Here is a 20,167-nt window from a genome sequence, read left to right as displayed (position 1 = left end):
TGAAGAACCATTGTAGAAAGACCTCCCACCATGGCCGAGCACCTCGCCACCATCACCTGGACCCGTGGCACCGACGATTTTCTGGACAAGCGCTACCACCGTGCCCACAGCTGGCAGTTCGATGGCGGGGCCACCGTGGCCGCGTCGTCGTCGCCCCATGTGGTGCCGTTGCCGTATTCCGATGCGGCGGCGGTGGACCCGGAAGAAGCCTATGTCGCCGCGCTGTCGAGCTGCCACATGCTGTGGTTCATGGACTTCGCCAGCCGCGCGGGCTATCGGCTCAACCGCTACACCGACGCGGCCGTGGGCACCATGGCAAAGAACGCTGAGGGCCAGCTGGTCGTCACCCACGTGCAGTTGCGCCCCGTCACATGCTTTGATGCGGCCCACGCGCCCAGTGCTGCGCAGCTGGACGACCTGCACCACCGCGCGCACGCATCGTGTTTTCTGGCCAATTCGGTCAAGACGCAGATCGACTGCGCGCCCGTGCTCGAAGTGGAAGGCGCCTGACCATGGCCAACCCCAACCGGCAATTCCAAGTCACCGACCCCACCACTCTGCACGCACTGGTGCATGCTCAACCCTTGGCCACGCTGGTGGTTGCGTTTGAGGGCGCTTTGCACGTCAACCACATCCCGCTGTACCTCGACCCCGCGCGCGGCTCGCACGGCACGCTGATCGGCCATGTGGCCCGTGCCAACGGCGTGTGGCCGCTGCTGCCGCAGGCGGCGGTGGCGGTGTTTCACGGCCCGCAGGCCTATGTGTCGCCCTCGTGGTATCCGTCCAAGGCGCTTGACGGCAAGCAGGTGCCCACCTGGAACTACGCCACCGTGCATGCGCATGGCCGCCTGAGCGCGGTGGACGACCCGGTGCGCCTGCGCGCCATCCTGCACACCCTGAGCGAGCGCCACGAAGCCCACCGCCCCGAGCCCTGGCGCATCGACGATGCCCCGCCCGACTACATCGACAAGCTGCTGCGCGCCATCGTGGGCATCGAGCTGGCCGTGGAGCGCTGGGAGGGCATCTGGAAGGTGAGCCAGAACCGCACCGACACCGACCGCGCAGGCGTGGTGCAGGGCCTCATGGCCGAAGGCACACCCGCAGCCGAGGACATGGCGGCGCTGGTGCTGGGCGGACTGATGGCCTGAGCGGTGTAGAGATGATGCTATGAAATGTGTAGCTATTTGCGCTTGATGGACGCGCGCAAACGGCCATTTTTGTTCATATTTCTCCCACCGCGGCGACCCCGTTCACCCTTCCAGCATCTCCACCCGCAGCGCCGCCACGGGCCCGGCCACGGCCGGGTGTGCGGCCAGTGCGTGCACGGCCAGGTCCACGGTGCTTTGCGCCACTGCGTCCGTCAGCACCAGCACCTGCGGGCCCGCGCCCGCAGGTGCAGTTTTCTCGCACGCCAGCTCCACACGCAGCACCGGCACCTGCTGCGCCGCCAGCCAGGCGCCCACGGCCTCGATCTGCTGGGCCTGGTGCACGGGCACACGCAGGTAGTGGCGCGTGTGCACGGCGGCGCGCGGCAGCACAGCCAGGCTGTCTTTGACCGCGTCGGCGTGGAACCCCAGGTGCGGCACACGCTGCGCAGCGTGTGTGCCCTGCAGCCGCGCCACATCCACGAGGTCGGCAATCACGGCCGAGGCAGTCTGCTCCGACCCCGCACCCGCGCCGTAGTACATCGTCACGCCCGAGGCATCGCCCTTGACCATCACCGCGTTCATCGATCCGTTCACATGCGCCAGCAAGTGCGTCGCGGGCACCAGCGCGGGCTGCACGCGCAGTTCCACGCCGTCCACCTCGCCATCCTTGCGCCGCCTGGCCACGCCCAGCAGCTTGATGCGATAGCCCAGCTGCTCGGCGCAAGCCACGTCCAGGCCCTGCAGTGCGGTGATGCCTTCCACCTGCGCATCGGCAAAACGCAAGGGCATGCCAAACGCATTGGCTGCCAGCAGCGAGATCTTGTGCGCCGCGTCCAGGCCCTCGATGTCAAACGTCGGGTCTGCCTCGGCATAGCCCAGCGTCTGGGCCTGGGCCAGTGCTTCGGCAAAGCCCACGCCCTCGTCGCGCATCTTGCTCAGGATGAAGTTGGTGGTGCCGTTGATGATGCCCGCCACCCACTCAATGCGGTTGGCCGTGAGGCCTTCGCGCAGCGCCTTGACGATGGGGATGCTCACCGCCACCGCGCCCTCGTACGCCACGGCCACGCCGTGCTGGCGCGCGGCGGCAAAGATCTCGTTGCCATGTTCGGCCAGCAGCGCCTTGTTGGCCGTGACCACATGCTTGCCCGCGCGGATGGCGGCCAGCACCCAGTCGCGCGCGGGGCCGGTGCCGCCAGCGGCCTCCACCAGCACATCCACGTCGGGGTGTGTGGCAACCTGCATCGGGTCATTGGTCAGGGCCACGTCCTTGCCCACCACGCTCATCGCGCGGGCCAGGCTGCGGGCGCAGACCACCACCATCTTGATGCCCCGACCCGCACGGCCTGCAATCAGCGCCTGGTTGCGCGCCAGCACACGGAAGGTGCCTGCGCCCACGGTGCCAATGCCAATCATGCCCACGCGCAGGGGGCGCATGGCCGTGGCGGACGACGGCAACGATGGGGCTTCAAGGGACTGGACGGGATCGCGGTACATGGACTTCTCCGGCTAACGAACAAACAAAAAAACCCAGCTGCCAGAGCTGGGTTTCGTGCATTCGTCTTGGGGGAGAAGAGAGCGATCACCAGGTGGCTGCCGAAACGGCCACCTGCGCGTGCTCAGGTGGCCGCGGCGGTAATGGTGGTAATCATTCGTGCACCCAGTGCCCGCGTGAACGCGCACAGCATCATGCCCATGCCTTGGAAGGCAGCGGCTTGTGCGGTGGAGGGGACGGTGGTATACGACATGAAGCGCGCAGTGTAACCCAGGCGGTTTGTCAGGCCAATTGTTCCCGCAGGCGGCTGGCGCGGTCCTTCGGTGCCGGGTGGGTGGACAGGAAGCTGCTGGAGTTATCGCCGGACAAAGAAGCCAGCTTTTCCAGTGCAGTCACGCAGGCCTGCGGGTTGTATTTTCGCGCCTTCATGAACTTCAGCGCATAGTCATCTGCCTCGCGCTCATTGGATTGGGAGTGCTGGGCATTGATCACTTTCTCGAACAGATTGCCCAGCTCTGTGCTGGCCAGAGCGCCTGCGCGCGTGTTGCTCGACTCCACACCCTTGCGCAGTGCGCTGGTGCGCAGTGCCGCCTGCATGCGTGCTTTGGAGTGACCGCTCTTGACGTGACCGATTTCGTGACCGATGACATAGCGAACCTCATCGTCGGTGAAAGCGTCCATCAGCCCCGAGTACACGCGGATGGTGCCGTTGGCCATGGCAAACGCATTGATCTGCGGTGTGACATAGACCTTGAAGTTCAACCGCAATCCATCGTAAGTCTGCAGACCCGTCACCATCTTGGTCAGGCGTTTGGCATAGGCGTTGCTGCCGGGGGCCACGGAGCTTTGGCTGTCCATCTGCACAGTCACCTGGTCAAAGTACTTGTTGAGTTCTTCGTCGGTGATGGACTCGGCTTTCACCAGGTCCTGCCCGGCCTCCAGCGCTTTGCCAAAGTTGAACTGGGCCCACACGGGAGAAACGGCGCTGATGCCGGAGGCGAGTGTTGCAAGAGTGATCAGGTCGCGGCGATTCATTGGTAAAAGTCTTATTTGAAGTGGGTCGTACAAGCTGTCCCTTACAGCAGGCGAGCGAAATGTACATAAAGCCAATGCTGGCGTTGACACCTTGAATGCAACCAAGGTAACGATGTGTGAACTTTGTCATGCCCAGCTGCTGTTTTTCTTGTGGCCGCTTCGTGCCGCAGTGAATAGTCACGTCCTTCTGCGTCCATGGTTTGCCCGGCCTGCCGAAATCCATAACAATGCGCGCCGCAGAAAGTTGTGCGCGGACATCGCATCCGTGTGAAGCATCCAAGAGAGGGAGAAAAAATGGTGGACTTACGCAGCGGCAGCCGTGCATTCACCGGCAGCCTGGTGCTTCTTGGTTTTTTGGGCATGGCCCAGGCCCAAGAAGAAGCAATGATCAAGCGTGCGACGCAGCTGCGCGCCGCACCGGGGGACACCAGTAGCGCGTTGGCAGACCTGGCTGCAAGTGCCAAGGTCACGCGCACCGCACAGCGCCAGGGGGCCTGGGTACAGGTCCGTGCCGAGTCTGGAGCCACGGGCTGGATCCACATGTTCGACATCGGCACGCCAGCGCGTGACAACGCCGCAGCCAGCGCATTGCGCGCAGTGGGTAACCCGTTGGGTGGGGTTGGCTCTACCGCTGTGTCCACGTCCACCGTGGGGATCCGCGGTCTGGGCGAAGGCAATGTGTCGCAGTCTGTGGGTGCAAGCGGACGTGGTGCGCCGCAAAGTCAGGGCATGGGCCAGGCGGACCGCATGCGCGTGACGGCCAATGAGGCGCGCACCTTTGCTGCTGCGGCGGCATTGCAGCCACGCCGGGTAGATGCGTTGCCTGTGACGCATTTCGCCGCCGCGGCAGAAGCAGCCTCCAGCATGGCCTCGGCAGCTGCTCCGGCCGCAGCAGATACCCACAGTGCGATGAATGCCTTGCTGCAGTCTGCGGACAGCCTGACTGAGGCGCAAGAGATCGAACTGGGCCGCCAGATGGCTGCGCTATTGCTGCAAGGCAAGCCGCTGGACCCTGCGCCGGAGATGCAGCGTTACGTCAATCTTCTGGGCCGCTGGGTCAGTCTGCAGTCGAGCCGCCCACAACTTCCATGGACCTTCGTGGTGGTGGATGAATCGGACTTCAACGCCTACAGCACCCCTGGAGGCTACGTGTTTCTGACCCGTGGCCTGGTGGACCGTTGCGCAGACGAGGCCGAGCTGGCCGGCATCCTGGCGCATGAGATTGCCCACGTCGCATCCAGGCACCACCTGCGCGCCATGCACAGCGCGGCACGCAGCGGCAAGGTGTCTCCCAGCCTCACGGCACTGGCCCGCCATACCCACACACTGGGTCTGGGCGCTGAGGCCGAGCACGCTGCCGACCGCGAGGCCGTGGTGCTGGCTGCGCGTGCCGGGCTGGACCCGTTCGGTCTCGTGTCTGCACTGGTGCAGCTGAACGCATTGGGTGACAGCGATCTGCAGTTTGCGGACGCGCATCCCCAAAGTCGCCTGCGGCTGGACCACCTGGAGCGCGCGATGGCGCAACCGATCCATCCTGCGGCAGGTGCCGCTGCGCCCGTCACCATCGACGAGCGTCTGGCATCGCATGCGGTGAAGTAAGAAGGGCTTGGTGCTTGGCTGGCGCGCGCTGCTCTCGCCTCTGTACGCACCATGCCCATGCCCTGGAAGGCGGCGGCGAGTGTGAATGAGGCGCTGCAGCTGTATGACCTGAAAAAGGGATTGCCCTGGATTCGAGCCCGTACCCGTTAACCCGCCTCAGTCGGGCCGTCGTGCATGGCTTTACCAGCAGCCCCTACACGCACCATGCGGATCGCATCGAACGGGCAGCGCACCGCACACAGTGCACACCCGGTGCAGCCCGGCGCGTCGTGCAGGGTGGAGCACTTGGGGCCCCAGGGCCCCGTGCCCAACACCTGCAGCGACAGCACATGCGGCGGGCACACCGCCACACACCAGCCGCAGCCGGTGCAGCGCTGGGGGTCGATGGTGGGCAGGGCCTTGGGGGTTGTGGTGGACATGGCGCGTCGTGTTGTGGGCAGTGTGCCGCTGGCGCGTGCACTGCACAAGGCACGCGTTACAGTGCCGCCATGAACGCAGAACTCCATTCCACCGTCACCCGCCATCTGTTGATCACCGGCCATGTGCAGGGCGTGGGCTACCGCTGGTCCATGGTGCAGGCCGCGGAACGCCTGGGCGTGACGGGTTGGGTGCGCAACCGCGAGGATGGCCGCGTGGAGGCCTGCGCCTGGGGCCCGGAACCCGCCGTGCTGGCGCTCATCGACTGGGCGCACCAGGGGCCGGAGCATGCGCGTGTGGACCGCGTGGTGGTGGGCAACGTGCCCGATGGTGGCGAGGCGCCGCAGCGCTTCACACAGCGCGAGACGGTGTAGCGCCCAGCTGCCGCAGCAACTCCATTGCCCCAGCAGGCGCCCGCTCCTTGGCACCGTTGATGAAGTACACAAACACATCGCGTGGCCGCGCGCCGCTGGCCCAGGTGCGCACGCCTTGCGCCCACTGCGCAATCGCATCCTGGGTGTAGCCCGTGGGCACGTCGCTCTGGCCACGCATCAGCCGCAGGTAGGCAAAGTCGGCCTCTGCATCCGCGATGGCCGGAAATTGGTCGGAGTCGGTGCACACAGGCACGCAGCCATACCGGCGCGCCAGCGCCACAAACGCTGGCGTCGCAAAACTCGGGTGGCGCACGTCCAGCGCGTGGCGCAGCCGCAGGCCGTCCACCTGCCGTGGCAACAGGGCCAGAAAGGCCTCGAAGTCGCCCGGATCAAACGCCTTGGTGGGCGCGAACTGCCACACGATGGGCCCGAGCTTGTGCTTCAGTTCCGAGATCCCACTGTCGACAAACCGCGCGATCGAATCGCCCGCGTCTGCCAGCACACGGCGGTGGGTCGCAAAGCGGTTCGCCTTGAGTGAGAACACAAAGCCTTCGGGAGTTTCATCACGCCACTTGGCAAAGGTGGGTGGCTTGAAGGTGCTGTAGTAGGTGCCGTTGACCTCAATGGCAGTCAGCTGTCGGCTGGCGTACTGCAGCTCTTTGCTCTGGGCCAGGCCCGCAGGGTAGAAGTTGCCGCGCCAGGGCTCGAAGGTCCAGCCTCCGATGCCGACGCGGATGTGCCGATGGCTTGCGCTGATCTCGCTCTGGCGGGTGCGGGCAGAGGTGTCCACGGCGGTGTCCTTTGAGAGTCCACGGAGCGGCCACTGTACAGCGGCGCTTGCGCGTACGCCTACGCGGGGAGCGCCTCCGGCAGCTCCACCCGCGCCTCCAGCCCTTGCGCGCCATCCGGCCGCGGCCCCAGCACCAGGCGGCCTCCCAGGGCCTTGGCCAGTTCGCTGGCAATGGCCAGGCCCAGTCCCGTGCCACCGGTGCCCCGATTGCGCGAATCTTCGAGCCGCACATAGGGCTGCAGTACGGTGGCGAGGTCGGCCTGGGGGATGCCGGGCCCGCGATCCAGCACGCGCACCAGCCACTGGCCCGGCCTCTCCGTCTCCAGCGTCAGCTCGGCAGCACCCGCAAACTTGAGCGCGTTGTCCACCAGGTTGCACAGCAGGCGGCGCAGGGCCTGGGGGCGGGTGTCGCAGGTCACATCCACCGCCTGCAGCACTTGCACTGGCAGGCCCGCATCGGCGTAGTCGCGCGCGATGCTTTCCACCAGCGCGCGCAGGTTCACGCGCTGCGGGGGCTCGCGCACGGCCTGCGATGAGCGCGCGTAGGCAATGCCCTCTTCCACCAGCGACTGCATCTCGGCCAGGTCGGCGTGCAGCTTGTCGCGCAGCGTGGTGTCGTCCAGCAGATCAGCGCGCAGGCGCAGCCGGGTGATGGGCGTTTGCAGGTCGTGCGAGACAGCGGCCAGGATCTGCATGCGTTCCTGCAGGTGCGTCTGGATGCGCTGCTGCATATGGTTGAAGGCAACGGCGGCGCGTTGCACCTCGCGCGGGCCGTCTTCGGCCAAGGGCACGGCGGGGCGGTCGGCCCCCAGCGCATCGGCCGCATCGGCCAGCGTTCGCAGGGGCCGCGTGGCCGCGCGCACGGCCCAGGCGCACAGGCCCACCAGCAGCGCCAGCTGCAGCGCCAGTGCGCCCAGCACCCAGGGCGAGATCTGCAGCCGGGGCTCGTCCATGTCCACGGCCAGGGGTGTGCCGTCGGCCAGACGCAGCTGCAGCCGCAGCTCGGTGCCCGGCACGCGGGGGTCGATCACCTGCACGGCCCGGTCGGCAGGCAGTGTGGCTGCCACAGCGCTGGCGACCAGGCGTGCGAGTTGGGACGGGTCTGCGGGGGCGTCCAGCGGTTCGGCCAGCGCAAAGCGGTAGTTGCGGCGCGCCAGCCGGTCCACCCACTGCGCGCGCTCGGAGGCGGGCAGGCGCTCCAGCATGGCAACCGAGCTGGCCACGTCGCTGGCGAAATACGACACCATGGCCCGCCGCATGGTCATGCTGCGTTCGGCGAACGCGAGCACAAACGTCAGCGCATGCGCCAGCGCCAGGCCCAGCGCCAGCACCAGCAGGATGCGCCCGAACAGCGAGCGCGGCCACCAGCGCAGCGTCATGGCGCAGCTCCTGCGGGTGCTGCCGCAGGTTGCACATCGGCGCAGAACACATAGCCCTCGTTGCGCACCGTCTTGATGTAGCGCGAGCCGCGCGCACCATCGCCCAGCCGCTGGCGCACGCGGCTCACCAGCAGGTCGATGGAGCGGTCGAACACATCGGCATCGCGCCCCTGCGTGAGCTGCAGCAGCTGGTCGCGCGTGAGGATGCGCTGCGGGTGGTCCAGCAGCACACGCAGCAGCCGGTATTCGGCGCCCGACAGCGCCACCACCGCGCCCGTGGCATCGAGCAGATGGCGCGCCGTGGTGTCCAGCCGCCAGTCGCCAAACGCAAGGTGGCGCGCAGGCTCCGCCACGGCCAGGTTGGGCGGCAGCATGCGCGTGCGCCGCAGCACGGCGTGGATGCGCGCCAGCAGCTCGCGCGCGGCGAAGGGTTTGGTCAGGTAGTCGTCCGCACCCAGCTCCAGGCCCAGGATGCGGTCGGCCTCGTCGCTGCGCGCGGTGAGCATGATGATGGGCAGCGGCGGCGCGCCCGGGCTATGCAGCTCACGGCACAGTGCGATGCCGTCGGTGCCGGGCAGCATCAGGTCCAGCACCAGCAGGTCGATGCGCTGCGTGGCCAGTACCTCGCGCATCTGCCGCCCGTCGGCGGCCACGCTCACCTGCAGGCCCTGGCGCTGCAGGTATTCGGCGGCCAGCTCGCGGATACCGGCGTCGTCATCGACGATCAGGATGTGGTCGGGCGGGGGCGTCGTCATGGCGGCCATTGTCCGGGCTTTGGCAGGCGCGCGGTGGGGCGACTTCGGGCCCGTATGTATCTGAACTTGTCTGCACCGTGCATCGACAAGTGCGCATACCAAACAGCCCTGGCCAGACAAATCGCCGATACCTGCGCTGGCTTCAATGGCGTCTTCCTGAACTTCACGAGGACCTTGCCATGAAATTCCCCATCGCCGTGGCCGCTTTGTTGGCACTGGGCCTGGCGCACGCAGCCAGCGCGCAAGAGGCCGCCAAGGCGCCGCCCGCCGCTGCCGCCCAACCCGCATCCCCACCCAAGGCCCCGCTGGGCCGCTGGATCACCGAAAGCGGCAACCTGGAGGTGAACATCGCCCCCTGCAACCCGGGCGGGGGCAACACCCTGTGCGGCAAGGTGGTGCGTGTGCTGGCCAACCGCTCCATGAGCGCGCCGGGCACCGACATGGCCGCTGCCGACGCGCGGCCCGCGCTGGGCATGATTTTGTTGTCCGGCCTGCGCCTGGCGGATGGCGGCAACAGCGAGTACCAGGGCGAGATCTACAACCGCGAAAACGCCAAGACCTACCGCGCCCACCTCACCCCGGCCGAGCCCGAGCAACTGCTGGTGCGTGCCTACGTGGGCATCCCGTTGTTTGGCAAGACGCAGGTGTGGCGCCGCCCAGCAGCCGAGCACGGGAGCGCGCAATGACGATGGCGACCACCTCGCCCTGGCTGGCCGTGGCCGCCGGCATGCTCACCGTGGGCGCGCCCTGCGTGTTGCCCATGTTGCCGGTGGTGCTGGGGGCCTCGGTGAGCGGCGGCAGCGGTGCAGCGCAGCGCACACGCCCGCTGTTCATTGCGCTGGGGTTTGCGCTGTCGTTTGCGGCGGTGGCGCTGCTGTTCAGCAGCTTCACGCAGGTGCTCGGTGTGTCGCAAGAAGGCCTGCGCCGGTTTGCCGCCGTGATGCTGCTGGTGTTTGGCGTGCTCACGGTGTGGCCCCGGCCGTTCCAGTGGCTCAGTCAACATGCGGGCGGTGTGCTCAGCCACATGGCCAGCCTGGGCATGGGCAGCGGGGGTGGCAACTGGGGGGGCCTGCTGCTGGGCCTGAGCCTGGGCGCGGTCTGGACGCCCTGTGCCGGGCCCGTGCTCGCCTCCATCCTCACCCTCATCGCCACCGAGCCTGCGGGCGTGGGCACTGCCGTGCTGCTGCTCGCGTATTCCACCGGCGCCGCGCTGCCCATGCTGGTCATTGCTTACGGCGGCCAGGCTGCAGCCACCCATGTGCGCCGCATGGCACGCCACGCACACCGCGTGCAGCAGGTGTTTGGCGTGGTGGTCATTGCCGTCGCGCTGGCTATGTTGTGGGAGGTGGATGGACAGATCACGGCCTGGCTCACGCAGTTCTATCCCTCGGGCTGGGGCGGCCTGTAACCCATCACCCCCATCACCGATTTCAAGGAGCTTTCACCATGACATCGCACCCCTCTTCACCACTCTTCTCTGTGCGCCGCGCATTTCTGGCTTCCATGGCTGCTGCCGTGGCAGCACCCGTGCTTGCCCATGCCGCAGGCCCCGTCAGTCCGGCCGCAGCGCTGCCGGACTTTGGCGCCGCGCCCGAGTTCACCGGCATCGAGCGCTGGCTCAACTCCGAACCGTTGAGCCTGGCGCAGCTGCGCGGCCGCGTGGTGCTGGTGGACTTCTGGACCTATGCCTGCATCAACTGCATCCGCACCCTGCCCCATGTGAACCGCTGGGCCGAGCGGTACACGCCCCAGGGCCTCACGGTGGTGGGCGTGCACACGCCCGAGTTTCCGTTTGAGCGCTCGGCCAGCAACGTCGAGGCGGCCATGCGCCGCTATGGCGTGAAGCACCCCGTGGCGCAGGACAACCGCTACGGCACCTGGAAGGCCTATAACAACCAGTACTGGCCCGCCGCCTACCTCATCGATGCGCAGGGCCGCATTCGCTACAAGCACTTTGGCGAAGGCGAGTACGAGCGCACCGAGGGCGTGATTCGCACGCTGCTGGCCGCGCGGGGCTGATCTGCCCGACCGATTCCGTTTCTTTTTCTTGTTCTTCCCTTATTCGACATCCATTGACCGAGGTCTTTTCACCATGCGCCACTTTCATCACCACCTGACTCACTCGTTCACCGCCATCGGCCTGGCCTGCACCCTGCTGGGCGTAGCACCCGCCAGCCAGGCCCAGGCCCCGCAGCTGCCACCGCCGGACGCGACCAACCCCGTGACCCTGCAGCTGATGCAAGGCTTCCCCCCGCCGCCCGACAAGATCGTGCGGCTGGCCAACATCCTCAAATATCCCAATGTGCGCTGGGCCGCGCAGCACCTGCGCGAACTGGGGCCCACTGCCACCATCTGGCGGGGTGCAGCAGCGCCCAGCGCACTGCCCGCCGCGCCGCGCGCCTTGCCCGACACCCTGGCGTTTGCAGACGACAAGGGCGCGCCCACCACGCTGGCCGACTGGCAGAAGGCCACCTACACCGACGGCCTGCTGGTGCTGCACCGGGGCCGTGTGGTGTACGAGCGCCATCACATCGGCATGCAGCCGCAGCAGCCCCATGTGCTGTGGTCCATGAGCAAGTCGCTGGTAGGCCTGTTGGTGACCGAGCTGATCCAGGAAGGTGCGATTGATGCCAACGCGCTCATCCCCCGCTACCTGCCCGAGCTGGCCACCAGCGCCTGGGCCGATGCCACCGTGCAGCAGACCCTGGACATGACCACCGGCGTCAAATACGCCGAAGACTTTGCGGACCCGACCTCCGGTGTCTTTCAGTACCTGGCCGCTGCGGGCCTGCAGCCTGCGCGCCCCGGCAGCAACGGCGCCAAGAGCATGGCCGAGCACCTGCCCACTGTGCAAAAGGACGGCGAGCACGGCACCGCGTTTGCCTACAAGTCGGTGGACACGGAAGTGCTGGGCTGGCTGCTGCAGCGCGTGACGGGTAAGAGTTACGCCACGCTGTTGTCCGAACGCATCTGGTCCAAGCTCGGCACGCAGGAGGATGCGTACGTATTTGCCGACGCCAACGGCGGCCAGGTCACCAGCGTGGGCGTGAACGCCACCCTGCGCGACCTGGGCCGCCTGGGCGAAATGCTGCGATCCAACGGCCGCTTTAACGGCCAACAGATCGTCTCGCCCGCCACCATTGCCGAGCTGCGCAAGGGCGCCGACCCAGCCAAGTTCAGCAAGGCCCCGGGCACGGCCATGCGCGCGGGCTACTCGTACCACAACCAGTGGTGGATACCGCACGATGCCGATGGCACCTTTGAAGCCAAGGGCCTGATGGGCCAGCACATCCACATCAACCCGGCGGCCGAGCTGGTGGTGGTGAAGCTCTCGACCCACCCCGTGCCCAACACCGCCTTCACCCACACGCTGGATCGGCAGGCCTTTGCCGCACTGGCCAAGGCTGTGCGCTGAGCCTTGCGCACAACCCTGGGCTGGGCCATTGCGGCCCTTGTGGCCGACCCAATGCCCAGCCCCCACTTCATCCCATGAGGACCTTTGCACCATGTCCCCCCAACCCTGGCTGACCAGCTACGGCACCATCCCCGCCCACATCGACCCCGACAGCCACCCCAGCGTCGTGCACCTGCTGTGTGCCGCCATGCAGCGCTACGCGCGCCGGCCTGCATTCACCTGCCTGGGGCAGACGCTGACCTATGCGCATGTGGACCAGCAATCCCGCGCGTTTGCGGCCTACCTGCAGAACGTACTGCGCGTGCGCAAGGGCGACCGCATTGCCGTGATGTGCCCCAACCTGATGGCCTTCCCCATCGCCATGCTGGGCATTGCGCGCGCAGGCTGTGTGCAGGTCAACGTCAATCCGCTCTACACCCCGCGCGAACTGGAGCACCAGCTTCTGGACGCAGGGGCGCGGGTGATGGTGATCTATGCCGGGTCTACCGCCACCCTGGCCGCCATCCAGGACCGGGTGGAACTGCACAGCATCATCACCGTGGCACCCGGCGACGGCACAGCGGCCGACCTGGCAGACCCGCCGGTCGATGCCCACCTGCACACCACCACCTCGTTCGCGCGCGCCCTGGCCGAAGGCGCCACCCTGCCCTTTGCCCCACCCGTGCTGGAGGGGGGCGACTTGCTGTTCCTGCAGTACACCGGGGGCACCACGGGCCTGTCCAAAGGGGCCATGCTCACGCACCGCAACCTGGTGGCCAATGTGGAGCAGTTCAAGGCCTTCGTACCCGATGCCCTTCGCCCCGCGCAGGAGGTCATCGTCACCGCCATTCCGCTGTATCACATCTTCGCGCTGATGGTGAACCTGATCAGCTACTTTGCGGTGGGTGCACGCAACTGGCTGGTGCCCAACCCGCGCGACCTGGACGGGTTGATCGACGTGTTGAAGGCTGCGCGTCCCAGCGTCTTCATGGGCGTCAACACGCTGTACGCTGGGCTGGCAGCGCACCCTGGCACGCAAGGCGTGGACTTCTCCAACCTGCGGCTGGCGGGCGGCGGTGGTGCCGCCATCCTGCCCTCGGTCTCCGCCCGCTGGCAGGCCATCACCGGCCAGTTCATCCGCGAAGGCTACGGCCTGAGCGAGACCAGCCCCGTGGTGGCCTTCAACCCCGCATCGGTCACCGCTTTCAGCGGCAGCACCGGCCTGCCCCTGCCCTCGACCGACGTGCGGCTACTGGACGACCAGGGCCACTCCGCCCCCCTGGGCCAGTCCGGCGAGGTCTGCGTCAAAGGCCCCCAGGTCATGGGCGGCTACTGGCAGCAGCCCGAGGCCAACGCAGCCGCCTTCACACCCGACGGCTACTTCCGAACCGGCGACATCGGCCAGCTGGACGAGCGCGGCTTCCTCAAGATCGTGGATCGCAAGAAGGACATGGTCATCGTCTCGGGCTTCAACGTCTTTCCCAACGAAGTCGAAGCCGTGGCCACCGCCTGCCCCGGCGTACTGGAATGCGCCTGCATCGGCGTGCCGGACGAGAAAACGGGCGAGGCACTGCGGCTGTATGTGGTGCGCGCGGCGGGCACTGTGCCACCGGTGGATGCAGACCACATTGCCGCCCACTGCCGTGCATCGCTCACTGCCTACAAGGTGCCCCGGCAGATCGTGTTTGTGGAGGCCCTGCCCAAGTCCAGCGTCGGCAAAATCCTGCGCCGTGAGCTGCGCGACATGGCGTGAGCGTGCGGGGCGCAGTTTCAGACGGCGGTGGACTCGCGCAGATTAGAGATGCGAGCCACCTCAGCGCTTGTCTGTCATCAGCCCCGCCGCTGCAGATCCCGCGCCCCATAGGCGCAGTAACCCGGCTTGGGGCTCTTCTTCTGCGGGTGCAGGCGGCAGGTCTCGGGCCGCTTGTCATACACCGTGCACAGCCGCGTCTTGGGGTCGAGAAAGTTGCAGTCCCCACTCGCCCGCCGCGCCATCGTGAAGATCGCGTTCTTGTGGTTGAAGTGGTCAATCAGCCGTGCCTTCTGCAGCCGCTTGGCAATGTGGCGGATTTCCTCATGCTCCGCCTCGAACGGGTCCACCAGTTCAAGCCGCACCAAGTCCGACAGCTGCACCTCCAGCGGCATCGTGCAGCAGTTGGCCGCACAGGTGTCGCACAGGCCTGCACGGTAGCGGGTCCAGGTGTCCAGGCGGTCTACGTCAACGATGGCGATGGGGGAGCGCATGGGGTGGGATTGTTAAAGCATGCAATGGTGGTGCTTAGTGGAACGCCAGCTTCATCCAAGTTCCTCTGGCATGTCAAAAGAAAACGCTCCCTTGGGAGCGTTTTCTTGCGGTGCCACGGAGCAATCTATCAGACGTCAATATTCCCCGCCCGAAGCGCATTCGTCTCAATAAAGTCGCGGCGCGGCTCCACCTCATCCCCCATCAGCATCGTGAACACGCGATCCGCTTCGATCGCGTCGTCGATCTGCACACGCAGCAGGCGGCGCACGTTGGGGTCCATCGTCGTTTCCCACAGTTGCTCGGGGTTCATTTCGCCCAGGCCCTTGTAGCGTTGGCGGGCGGTGGTGCGTTCGGCTTCGCTGATCAGCCACTTCATGGCTTGGCGGAAGTCGCCCACTTTTTCTTCCTTCTGCTTGTCGCCTTCGCCGCGCAGGGCCTTGGCGCCTTCGCTGAGCAGGCCACGGAAGGTTTCAGCGGCTTCGGCCAGGGCGGCGTAGTCGGCGCCGTGCACGAAGTCTTGCGTGATGACGCTGCTCTTGACGTTGCCATGGTGGCGGCGGCTGATGCGCAGGATGGGTTTGTCGGTGCGGGCGTCGAACTCGCCGGCCACTTCGGCGGGGGTGCCGGTGGTGTTCAGCTCGCGCAGTTTGGCCTGCAAGGCGACTGCGCTGGCTTCGGCTTCGGCCACGGTGTCGAGCTTCAGGGCCACGCCGTCGGCCACGGCGCGCAGGGCCTCCTGGTCCATGAAGTTGGACAGGCGCGCAATCACGCTTTCAGCCACCTGGTGCTTGCGCGCCAGTTCGGCCAGGGTGTCGCCTGCCAGCACCTGCGGGTTGGCGCCGCCGGTGCTCACGCTGGCATGGTTCAGCGCAATGCGCAGCAAGAAGCCGTCGAGCGCGGGGCCGTCCTTCAGGTACAGCTCTTCCTTGCCGGCCTTGACCTTGTACAGCGGTGGCTGCGCGATGTAGATGTGGCCGCGCTCGACCAGCTCGGGCATCTGGCGGTAGAAGAAGGTCAGCAGCAGCGTGCGGATGTGGGCGCCGTCCACGTCGGCGTCGGTCATGATGATGATGCGGTGGTAGCGCAGCTTGGCCACGTCGAAGTCGTCACCACCCGTCGTGCCGCCAGCCTTGCCGATGCCAGTGCCCAGGGCGGTGATCAGCGTGAGGATTTCGTTGCTGGTGAGCAGCTTTTCGTAGCGGGCCTTTTCCACGTTCAGAATCTTGCCGCGCAGGGGCAGGATGGCCTGGAACTTGCGGTCGCGGCCCTGCTTGGCGGAGCCACCGGCGGAGTCGCCCTCGACGATGTAGATCTCGCACATGGCGGGGTCTTTTTCCTGGCAGTCGGCCAGCTTGCCGGGCAGGCCCATACCGTCGAGCACGCCCTTGCGGCGGGTCATTTCACGGGCCTTGCGGGCGGCTTCGCGGGCGCGGGCGGCTTCCACGATCTTGCCGCAGATGATCTTGGCGTCGGCGGGCTTTTCCTGCAGGTAGTCGGTGAGCAGCTTGCCCACGATGTCTTCCACAGGAGCGCGCACTTCGCTCGACACCAGCTTGTCCTTGGTCTGGCTGCTGAACTTGGGCTCGGGCACCTTCACGCTCAGCACGCAGCACAGGCCTTCGCGCATGTCGTCGCCAGTGACTTCGACCTTGGCCTTCTTGGCCAGCTCGTTTTCTTCGATGTACTTGTTGATGACGCGGGTCATCGCGGCGCGCAGGCCAGTCAGGTGGGTGCCGCCGTCACGCTGGGGGATGTTGTTGGTGAAGCAGAGGACTTGCTCGGTGTATGCGCTGTTCCACTGCATGGCCACTTCCACCCCGATGTGTGTGCCGGGGATGCCGCCGTAGCTTTCGGCCGGGCGCTCGCCTGCGGCGTAGAACGACGTAGGGTGCAGCACGGTCTTGCCCTTGTTGATGAACTCGACAAAGCCGCGTACGCCGCCAGCACCCGAGAAGTCGTCTTCCTTGCCGCTGCGCTCGTCCTTCAAACGAATGCGCACGCCGTTGTTCAGGAAGGACAGTTCGCGCAGGCGTTTGGCCAGGATCTCGTAGTGGAAGTCGTAGTTCTCTTTGAAGATCTCGGTGTCGGGCAAAAAGTGCACTTCGGTGCCGCGCTTTTCGGTCTCGCCGGTCACCTTCATGGGGCTGACTTCAAAGCCATCGACTTTGTCGAGCAAACGGTCCTGCACAAAGCCGCGCGCAAACTCGATCTGGTGCACCTTGCCTTCGCGGCGCACGGTCAGGCGCAGCCATTTGGAGAGCGCGTTCACGCAACTCACGCCCACCCCGTGCAGGCCGCCCGACACCTTGTAGCTGTTCTGGTTGAACTTGCCGCCTGCGTGCAGTTCGGTCAGCGCGATTTCGGCGGCGCTGCGCTTGGGCTCGTGCTTGTCGTCCATCTTCACGCCGGTGGGGATGCCGCGGCCGTTGTCGGTGACGCTGATGGAGTTGTCGGTGTGGATGGTGACGACGATGTCGTCGCAGTGGCCGGCCAGGGCTTCGTCGATGGAGTTGTCCACCACCTCGAACACCAGGTGGTGCAGGCCTGTGCCGTCGCTCGTGTCGCCGATGTACATGCCGGGGCGCTTGCGCACGGCCTCCAGGCCTTCGAGGATGGTGATGGAGCCTTCGCCGTAGCTCTCGCTCGCCCCGGCCTGGTTGGTGTCGATCTTGTTGGGAACAGGCTCACCCGTGCCGGTAGGTTCTTGCTCGGGCAGGTTGTTGTCAGCGGTCATGGTGGGCCTTGGGGTCCGTGGAAACCGGTGGGTTTCCAATAGTTTCAATGGTCAAATTGGGCTCTACCGCCTACCCAGTAAGCGCTAGTAGCTATCAATACGATAGTAAACGGGGTGCAGCTGCGTGGCTGTGTGGCAGGTGGGAGGGGCCGCCTCAGATGCGCATGGGCATCACCACATACTTGAAGCTGTCGTTGTCGGGGATGGTCATCAGCGCAGAGCTGTTGCCGTCCGACAGTTCCACCTTCACCATGTCCTGGCCCATGTTGGCCAGGGCGTCGATGAGGTAGGTCACGTTGAAGCCGATCTCGATGGTGTCGCCACCGTAGTCAATGTCGAGCTCGTCCACGGCCTCTTCCTGCTCGGCGTTGTTCGACGCGACGCGCAGGGTGCCGGGCTCCAGGTTCAGGCGCACGCCCTTGAACTTGTCGCTGGTCATGATGGCCGTGCGCTGCAGGCTGGCCAGCAGGGGCGCGCGGCCCAGGGTGATGCTGTTCTTGTGGTTCTTGGGGATCACGCGGTTGTAGTCGGGGAACTTGCCCTCGACCAGCTTGGTGACGAACTCCATGCCGCCGAAGGTGAACTTCGCCTGGTTGTTGGCGAACTGCATCTCGATGTGGGGCTGGTTCTCGCCGCCTGCATCACTCAACAGGCGCTGCAGCTCGATCACGGTCTTGCGCGGCAGGATGACTTCCTGCTTGGGCACTTCGACATCCAGCGTGGCGCTGGCAAACGCCAGGCGGTGGCCGTCGGTGGCCACCAGGCTGAGAGTCTTGCCCTCGGCCACGAAGAGGATGCCGTTGAGGTAGTAGCGGATGTCCTGTACCGCCATCGCAAACGACACCTGGCCGAGGAGGTCCTTCAGCGTCTTTTGTGGCACGGCGAACACGGGGCCGAAGGCGGCGGATTCTTGCACCAGCGGGAAGTCTTCGGCGGGCAGGCTCTGCAGGGTGAAGCGGCTCTTGCCACCCTTGAGCATCAGCTTGGACTGCTGCGATTCCAGGCTCACGGTCTGGTCGCCGGGCATGGTGCGCAGGATGTCGATGAGCTTGCGTGCGCCCACGGTGGTGGTGAAGTCGCCGGTGTCGCCGCCCAGCTCGGCGGTGGTGCGGATCTGGATTTCGAGGTCGCTGGTCGTCAGCTGCAGGGCATTGCCCGTCTTGCGGATCAGCACATTGGCCAGGATGGGCAGCGTGTGGCGGCGCTCGACGATGCCAGCCACGGACTGCAGAACCGCGAGAACCTTGTCTTGTGTTGCCTTCAGGACGATCATGTCTTCAACCTCTTGTGGATTTTCTAAACCGGTGCATTGGCAGCGGCACGGGTGGTGCCCCCCCTGCTGCCCAATCCGCCATTTTGCCCTGTAAGAACGTGTTTGTTCCCTCGCGGGAGCGACGAACAAGTTCTTACAGAAGCGGGCTTACCGGAGCGCACGGGGTTTCAGCCTTTCAGGGTCTGCTCCAGCACGTGTAACTGCTGGTTCAACTCGGTCAGCTGTTGGCGTTCGCCCGAAATCTTGCGAACGGCATGCAAAACGGTGGTGTGGTCGCGCCCTCCGAACAATTCTCCGATTTCAGGAAGGCTTTTTTGCGTCAACTCCTTGGCCAGGTACATCGCAATCTGGCGCGGGCGGGCAATGCTCGCCGGGCGCTTCTTGCTGTACATGTCGGCGACCTTGATCTTGTAATAGTCGGCCACCGTCTTCTGGATGTTTTCCACAGAAATTTGCCGGTTCTGGATCGACAGCAGATCGCGCAGCGCCTCGCGGGCGAGCTGAATGGAGATCTCTTTCTGGTTGAAGCGCGAGTACGCGAGGATCTTGCGCAGCGCGCCTTCCAGCTCGCGCACGTTGGAGCGCACGTTTTTCGCGACGAAGAAGGCCACTTCCTCGGGCATCTCGGTGCCTTCCACGCGCGCCTTGTTGATCAGGATGGCCACGCGCATTTCCAGCTCGGGCGGTTCCAGCGCCACCGTCAGGCCCGAATCGAAGCGCGACACCAGGCGGTCGTGGATGTTGGTCAGGCCCTTGGGGTAGGTGTCCGACGTCATCACGATGTGGCTCTTCTTGGTCAGCAAAGCCTCGAACGCATTGAAGAATTCTTCCTGCGTGCGGTCCTTGTTGGCAAAGAACTGCACATCGTCGATGAGCAGCAGATCGAGCGAGTGGTAGCGTTCCTTGAACTCGTCGAAGGTGCGACGCTGGTACGCCTTAACCACATCCGACACGAACTGCTCGGCGTGGATGTAGAGAACTTTGGCGTCGGGCTTGTCCTGCAGCAGGCGGTTACCCACAGCGTGCATCAGGTGGGTCTTGCCCAGGCCGACGCCGCCGTAGATGAACAACGGGTTGTACAGGTGGCCGGGCATGCCTGCCACGTGCATGGCGGCCGAGCGTGCCATGCGGTTGGCCGTGCCTTCCACCAGCGTCTCGAAGGTGAGGGCTGCGTTCAGCCGGTTGCGGAAGGCACCGGCCGGGGCCTCGTCGATGCTGGCGGCCGGGGATTCTGCCGGTGCCGGGGCGCTGGAGGGCTCGGGCGATGCAGGGCGCACATAAGTACGGGTAACGGATTCCCGCTGAGCGAGCGCTAACTCCAGAGAGACCGGCTGGCCGTACAGGCCTTCGAGCAGGGAGGCGATGCGGCCTGCGTACTGGGCGCGGATCCAGTCCAGCTTGAAGCGGTTGGCCACCAGCAGGGTGACCTTGGAAAAGTCCTCAGCCACCTGGGCGACCAGAGGCTTGATCCAGGTGTTGAATTGTTGTTCGGGCAGGTCTTGCGCCAGTTGTTCTACGCAGGCTTGCCACAG

Annotated in this window: 19 protein-coding genes; 9 read left to right on the top strand and 10 right to left on the bottom strand. The window is 65.8% G+C overall.

Annotated features, from left to right (window positions below; translation table 11 throughout):
* The first annotated feature begins 30 nt into the window (after positions 1-30).
* Both ACSQ3O_RS00095 and ACSQ3O_RS00090 read left to right on the top strand, forming a co-directional pair.
* Positions 31-510 (top strand): OsmC family protein, encoded by a 480-nt coding sequence (locus ACSQ3O_RS00095; protein ID WP_436137406.1) that lies wholly within the window; start codon positions 31-33, stop codon positions 508-510.
* Between the two features lie 2 nt (positions 511-512).
* Positions 513-1,148, top strand: coding sequence for an FMN-binding negative transcriptional regulator (locus ACSQ3O_RS00090; RefSeq protein ID WP_436137405.1), 636 nt, complete (start codon positions 513-515; stop codon positions 1,146-1,148).
* A 102-nt stretch (positions 1,149-1,250) separates the two neighbouring features.
* Here the strand turns inward: ACSQ3O_RS00090 and ACSQ3O_RS00085 are convergent, their stop codons facing one another.
* Positions 1,251-2,642 (bottom strand): homoserine dehydrogenase, encoded by a 1,392-nt coding sequence (locus ACSQ3O_RS00085; protein ID WP_436137404.1) that lies wholly within the window; start codon positions 2,640-2,642, stop codon positions 1,251-1,253.
* Between the two features lie 280 nt (positions 2,643-2,922).
* Positions 2,923-3,675: a M48 family metallopeptidase gene (locus tag ACSQ3O_RS00080; protein ID WP_436137403.1), complete on the bottom strand. Its 753-nt coding sequence runs from the start codon at positions 3,673-3,675 to the stop codon at positions 2,923-2,925.
* Between the two features lie 294 nt (positions 3,676-3,969).
* Between ACSQ3O_RS00080 and ACSQ3O_RS00075 the strand changes: the two genes are divergently transcribed.
* Entirely contained in the window at positions 3,970-5,274 is a 1,305-nt protein-coding gene (locus ACSQ3O_RS00075) for a M48 family metalloprotease (protein ID WP_436137402.1), read from the top strand.
* Positions 5,275-5,420: 146 nt separating this feature from the next.
* Here the strand turns inward: ACSQ3O_RS00075 and ACSQ3O_RS00070 are convergent, their stop codons facing one another.
* On the bottom strand, positions 5,421-5,693 hold the full coding sequence (locus tag ACSQ3O_RS00070; RefSeq protein WP_436137401.1) for an ATP-binding protein: 273 nt from the start codon (positions 5,691-5,693) through the stop codon (positions 5,421-5,423).
* A 69-nt stretch (positions 5,694-5,762) separates the two neighbouring features.
* Between ACSQ3O_RS00070 and ACSQ3O_RS00065 the strand changes: the two genes are divergently transcribed.
* Entirely contained in the window at positions 5,763-6,065 is a 303-nt protein-coding gene (locus ACSQ3O_RS00065; RefSeq protein ID WP_436137400.1) for an acylphosphatase, read from the top strand.
* On the opposite strand, the gene ACSQ3O_RS00060 is transcribed toward ACSQ3O_RS00065, so the two are convergent.
* From ACSQ3O_RS00060 to ACSQ3O_RS00050, 3 genes are read right to left on the bottom strand one after another with little or no spacing between them, the layout of a single operon-like run.
* Positions 6,043-6,855: a DUF72 domain-containing protein gene (locus ACSQ3O_RS00060; protein WP_436137399.1), complete on the bottom strand. Its 813-nt coding sequence runs from the start codon at positions 6,853-6,855 to the stop codon at positions 6,043-6,045. The genes ACSQ3O_RS00065 and ACSQ3O_RS00060 overlap by 23 nt on opposite strands.
* A 59-nt stretch (positions 6,856-6,914) precedes the next feature.
* On the bottom strand, positions 6,915-8,234 hold the full coding sequence (locus ACSQ3O_RS00055; RefSeq protein ID WP_436137398.1) for an ATP-binding protein: 1,320 nt from the start codon (positions 8,232-8,234) through the stop codon (positions 6,915-6,917).
* Positions 8,231-8,989 carry a response regulator gene (locus ACSQ3O_RS00050; protein WP_436137397.1) on the bottom strand — a complete coding sequence of 253 codons (759 nt, stop codon included), beginning with the start codon at positions 8,987-8,989 and terminating at the stop codon, positions 8,231-8,233. Before ACSQ3O_RS00050 ends, ACSQ3O_RS00055 begins: the two co-directional genes overlap by 4 nt.
* Positions 8,990-9,168: 179 nt before the next feature.
* Here ACSQ3O_RS00050 and ACSQ3O_RS00045 point away from each other — a divergent pair, with 179 nt between their 5' ends.
* From ACSQ3O_RS00045 to ACSQ3O_RS00025, 5 genes are all read left to right on the top strand, one after another.
* Complete coding sequence (locus ACSQ3O_RS00045) at positions 9,169-9,675, top strand: DUF2147 domain-containing protein (protein ID WP_436137396.1); 507 nt, start codon at positions 9,169-9,171, stop codon at positions 9,673-9,675.
* Positions 9,672-10,397, top strand: a complete 726-nt coding sequence (locus ACSQ3O_RS00040) for a cytochrome c biogenesis CcdA family protein (protein WP_436137395.1) — start codon at positions 9,672-9,674, stop codon at positions 10,395-10,397. Before ACSQ3O_RS00045 ends, ACSQ3O_RS00040 begins: the two co-directional genes overlap by 4 nt.
* 38 nt (positions 10,398-10,435) lie before the next feature.
* Positions 10,436-11,008 (top strand): thioredoxin family protein, encoded by a 573-nt coding sequence (locus ACSQ3O_RS00035; protein WP_436137394.1) that lies wholly within the window; start codon positions 10,436-10,438, stop codon positions 11,006-11,008.
* Positions 11,009-11,081: 73 nt separating this feature from the next.
* Positions 11,082-12,404: a serine hydrolase domain-containing protein gene (locus ACSQ3O_RS00030; protein WP_436137393.1), complete on the top strand. Its 1,323-nt coding sequence runs from the start codon at positions 11,082-11,084 to the stop codon at positions 12,402-12,404.
* 91 nt (positions 12,405-12,495) lie between these two features.
* On the top strand, positions 12,496-14,136 hold the full coding sequence (locus ACSQ3O_RS00025; RefSeq protein ID WP_436137392.1) for an AMP-binding protein: 1,641 nt from the start codon (positions 12,496-12,498) through the stop codon (positions 14,134-14,136).
* A 77-nt stretch (positions 14,137-14,213) separates the two neighbouring features.
* Here the strand turns inward: ACSQ3O_RS00025 and ACSQ3O_RS00020 are convergent, their stop codons facing one another.
* From ACSQ3O_RS00020 to dnaA, 4 genes are all read right to left on the bottom strand, one after another.
* The gene (locus ACSQ3O_RS00020; protein ID WP_015011832.1) at positions 14,214-14,627 is read right to left on the bottom strand and encodes a YkgJ family cysteine cluster protein; all 414 of its coding nucleotides are present in this window, start codon (positions 14,625-14,627) and stop codon (positions 14,214-14,216) included.
* A gap of 128 nt (positions 14,628-14,755) precedes the next feature.
* Positions 14,756-17,362, bottom strand: a complete 2,607-nt coding sequence (gene gyrB / locus ACSQ3O_RS00015; RefSeq protein WP_436137391.1) for a DNA topoisomerase (ATP-hydrolyzing) subunit B — start codon at positions 17,360-17,362, stop codon at positions 14,756-14,758.
* A gap of 154 nt (positions 17,363-17,516) precedes the next feature.
* Positions 17,517-18,635, bottom strand: coding sequence for a DNA polymerase III subunit beta (gene dnaN / locus ACSQ3O_RS00010; protein WP_436137390.1), 1,119 nt, complete (start codon positions 18,633-18,635; stop codon positions 17,517-17,519).
* Between the two features lie 167 nt (positions 18,636-18,802).
* Positions 18,803-20,167 (bottom strand): chromosomal replication initiator protein DnaA (gene dnaA, locus ACSQ3O_RS00005; protein ID WP_436137389.1); only part of this gene is annotated, 1,365 nt, incomplete at its 5' end.

The sequence above is a fragment of the Acidovorax sp. LjRoot74 genome, from assembly GCF_964254355.1.
Lineage (GTDB): Bacteria > Pseudomonadota > Gammaproteobacteria > Burkholderiales > Burkholderiaceae_C > Acidovorax.
This window is presented reverse-complemented; position numbering and strand designations above follow the sequence as displayed.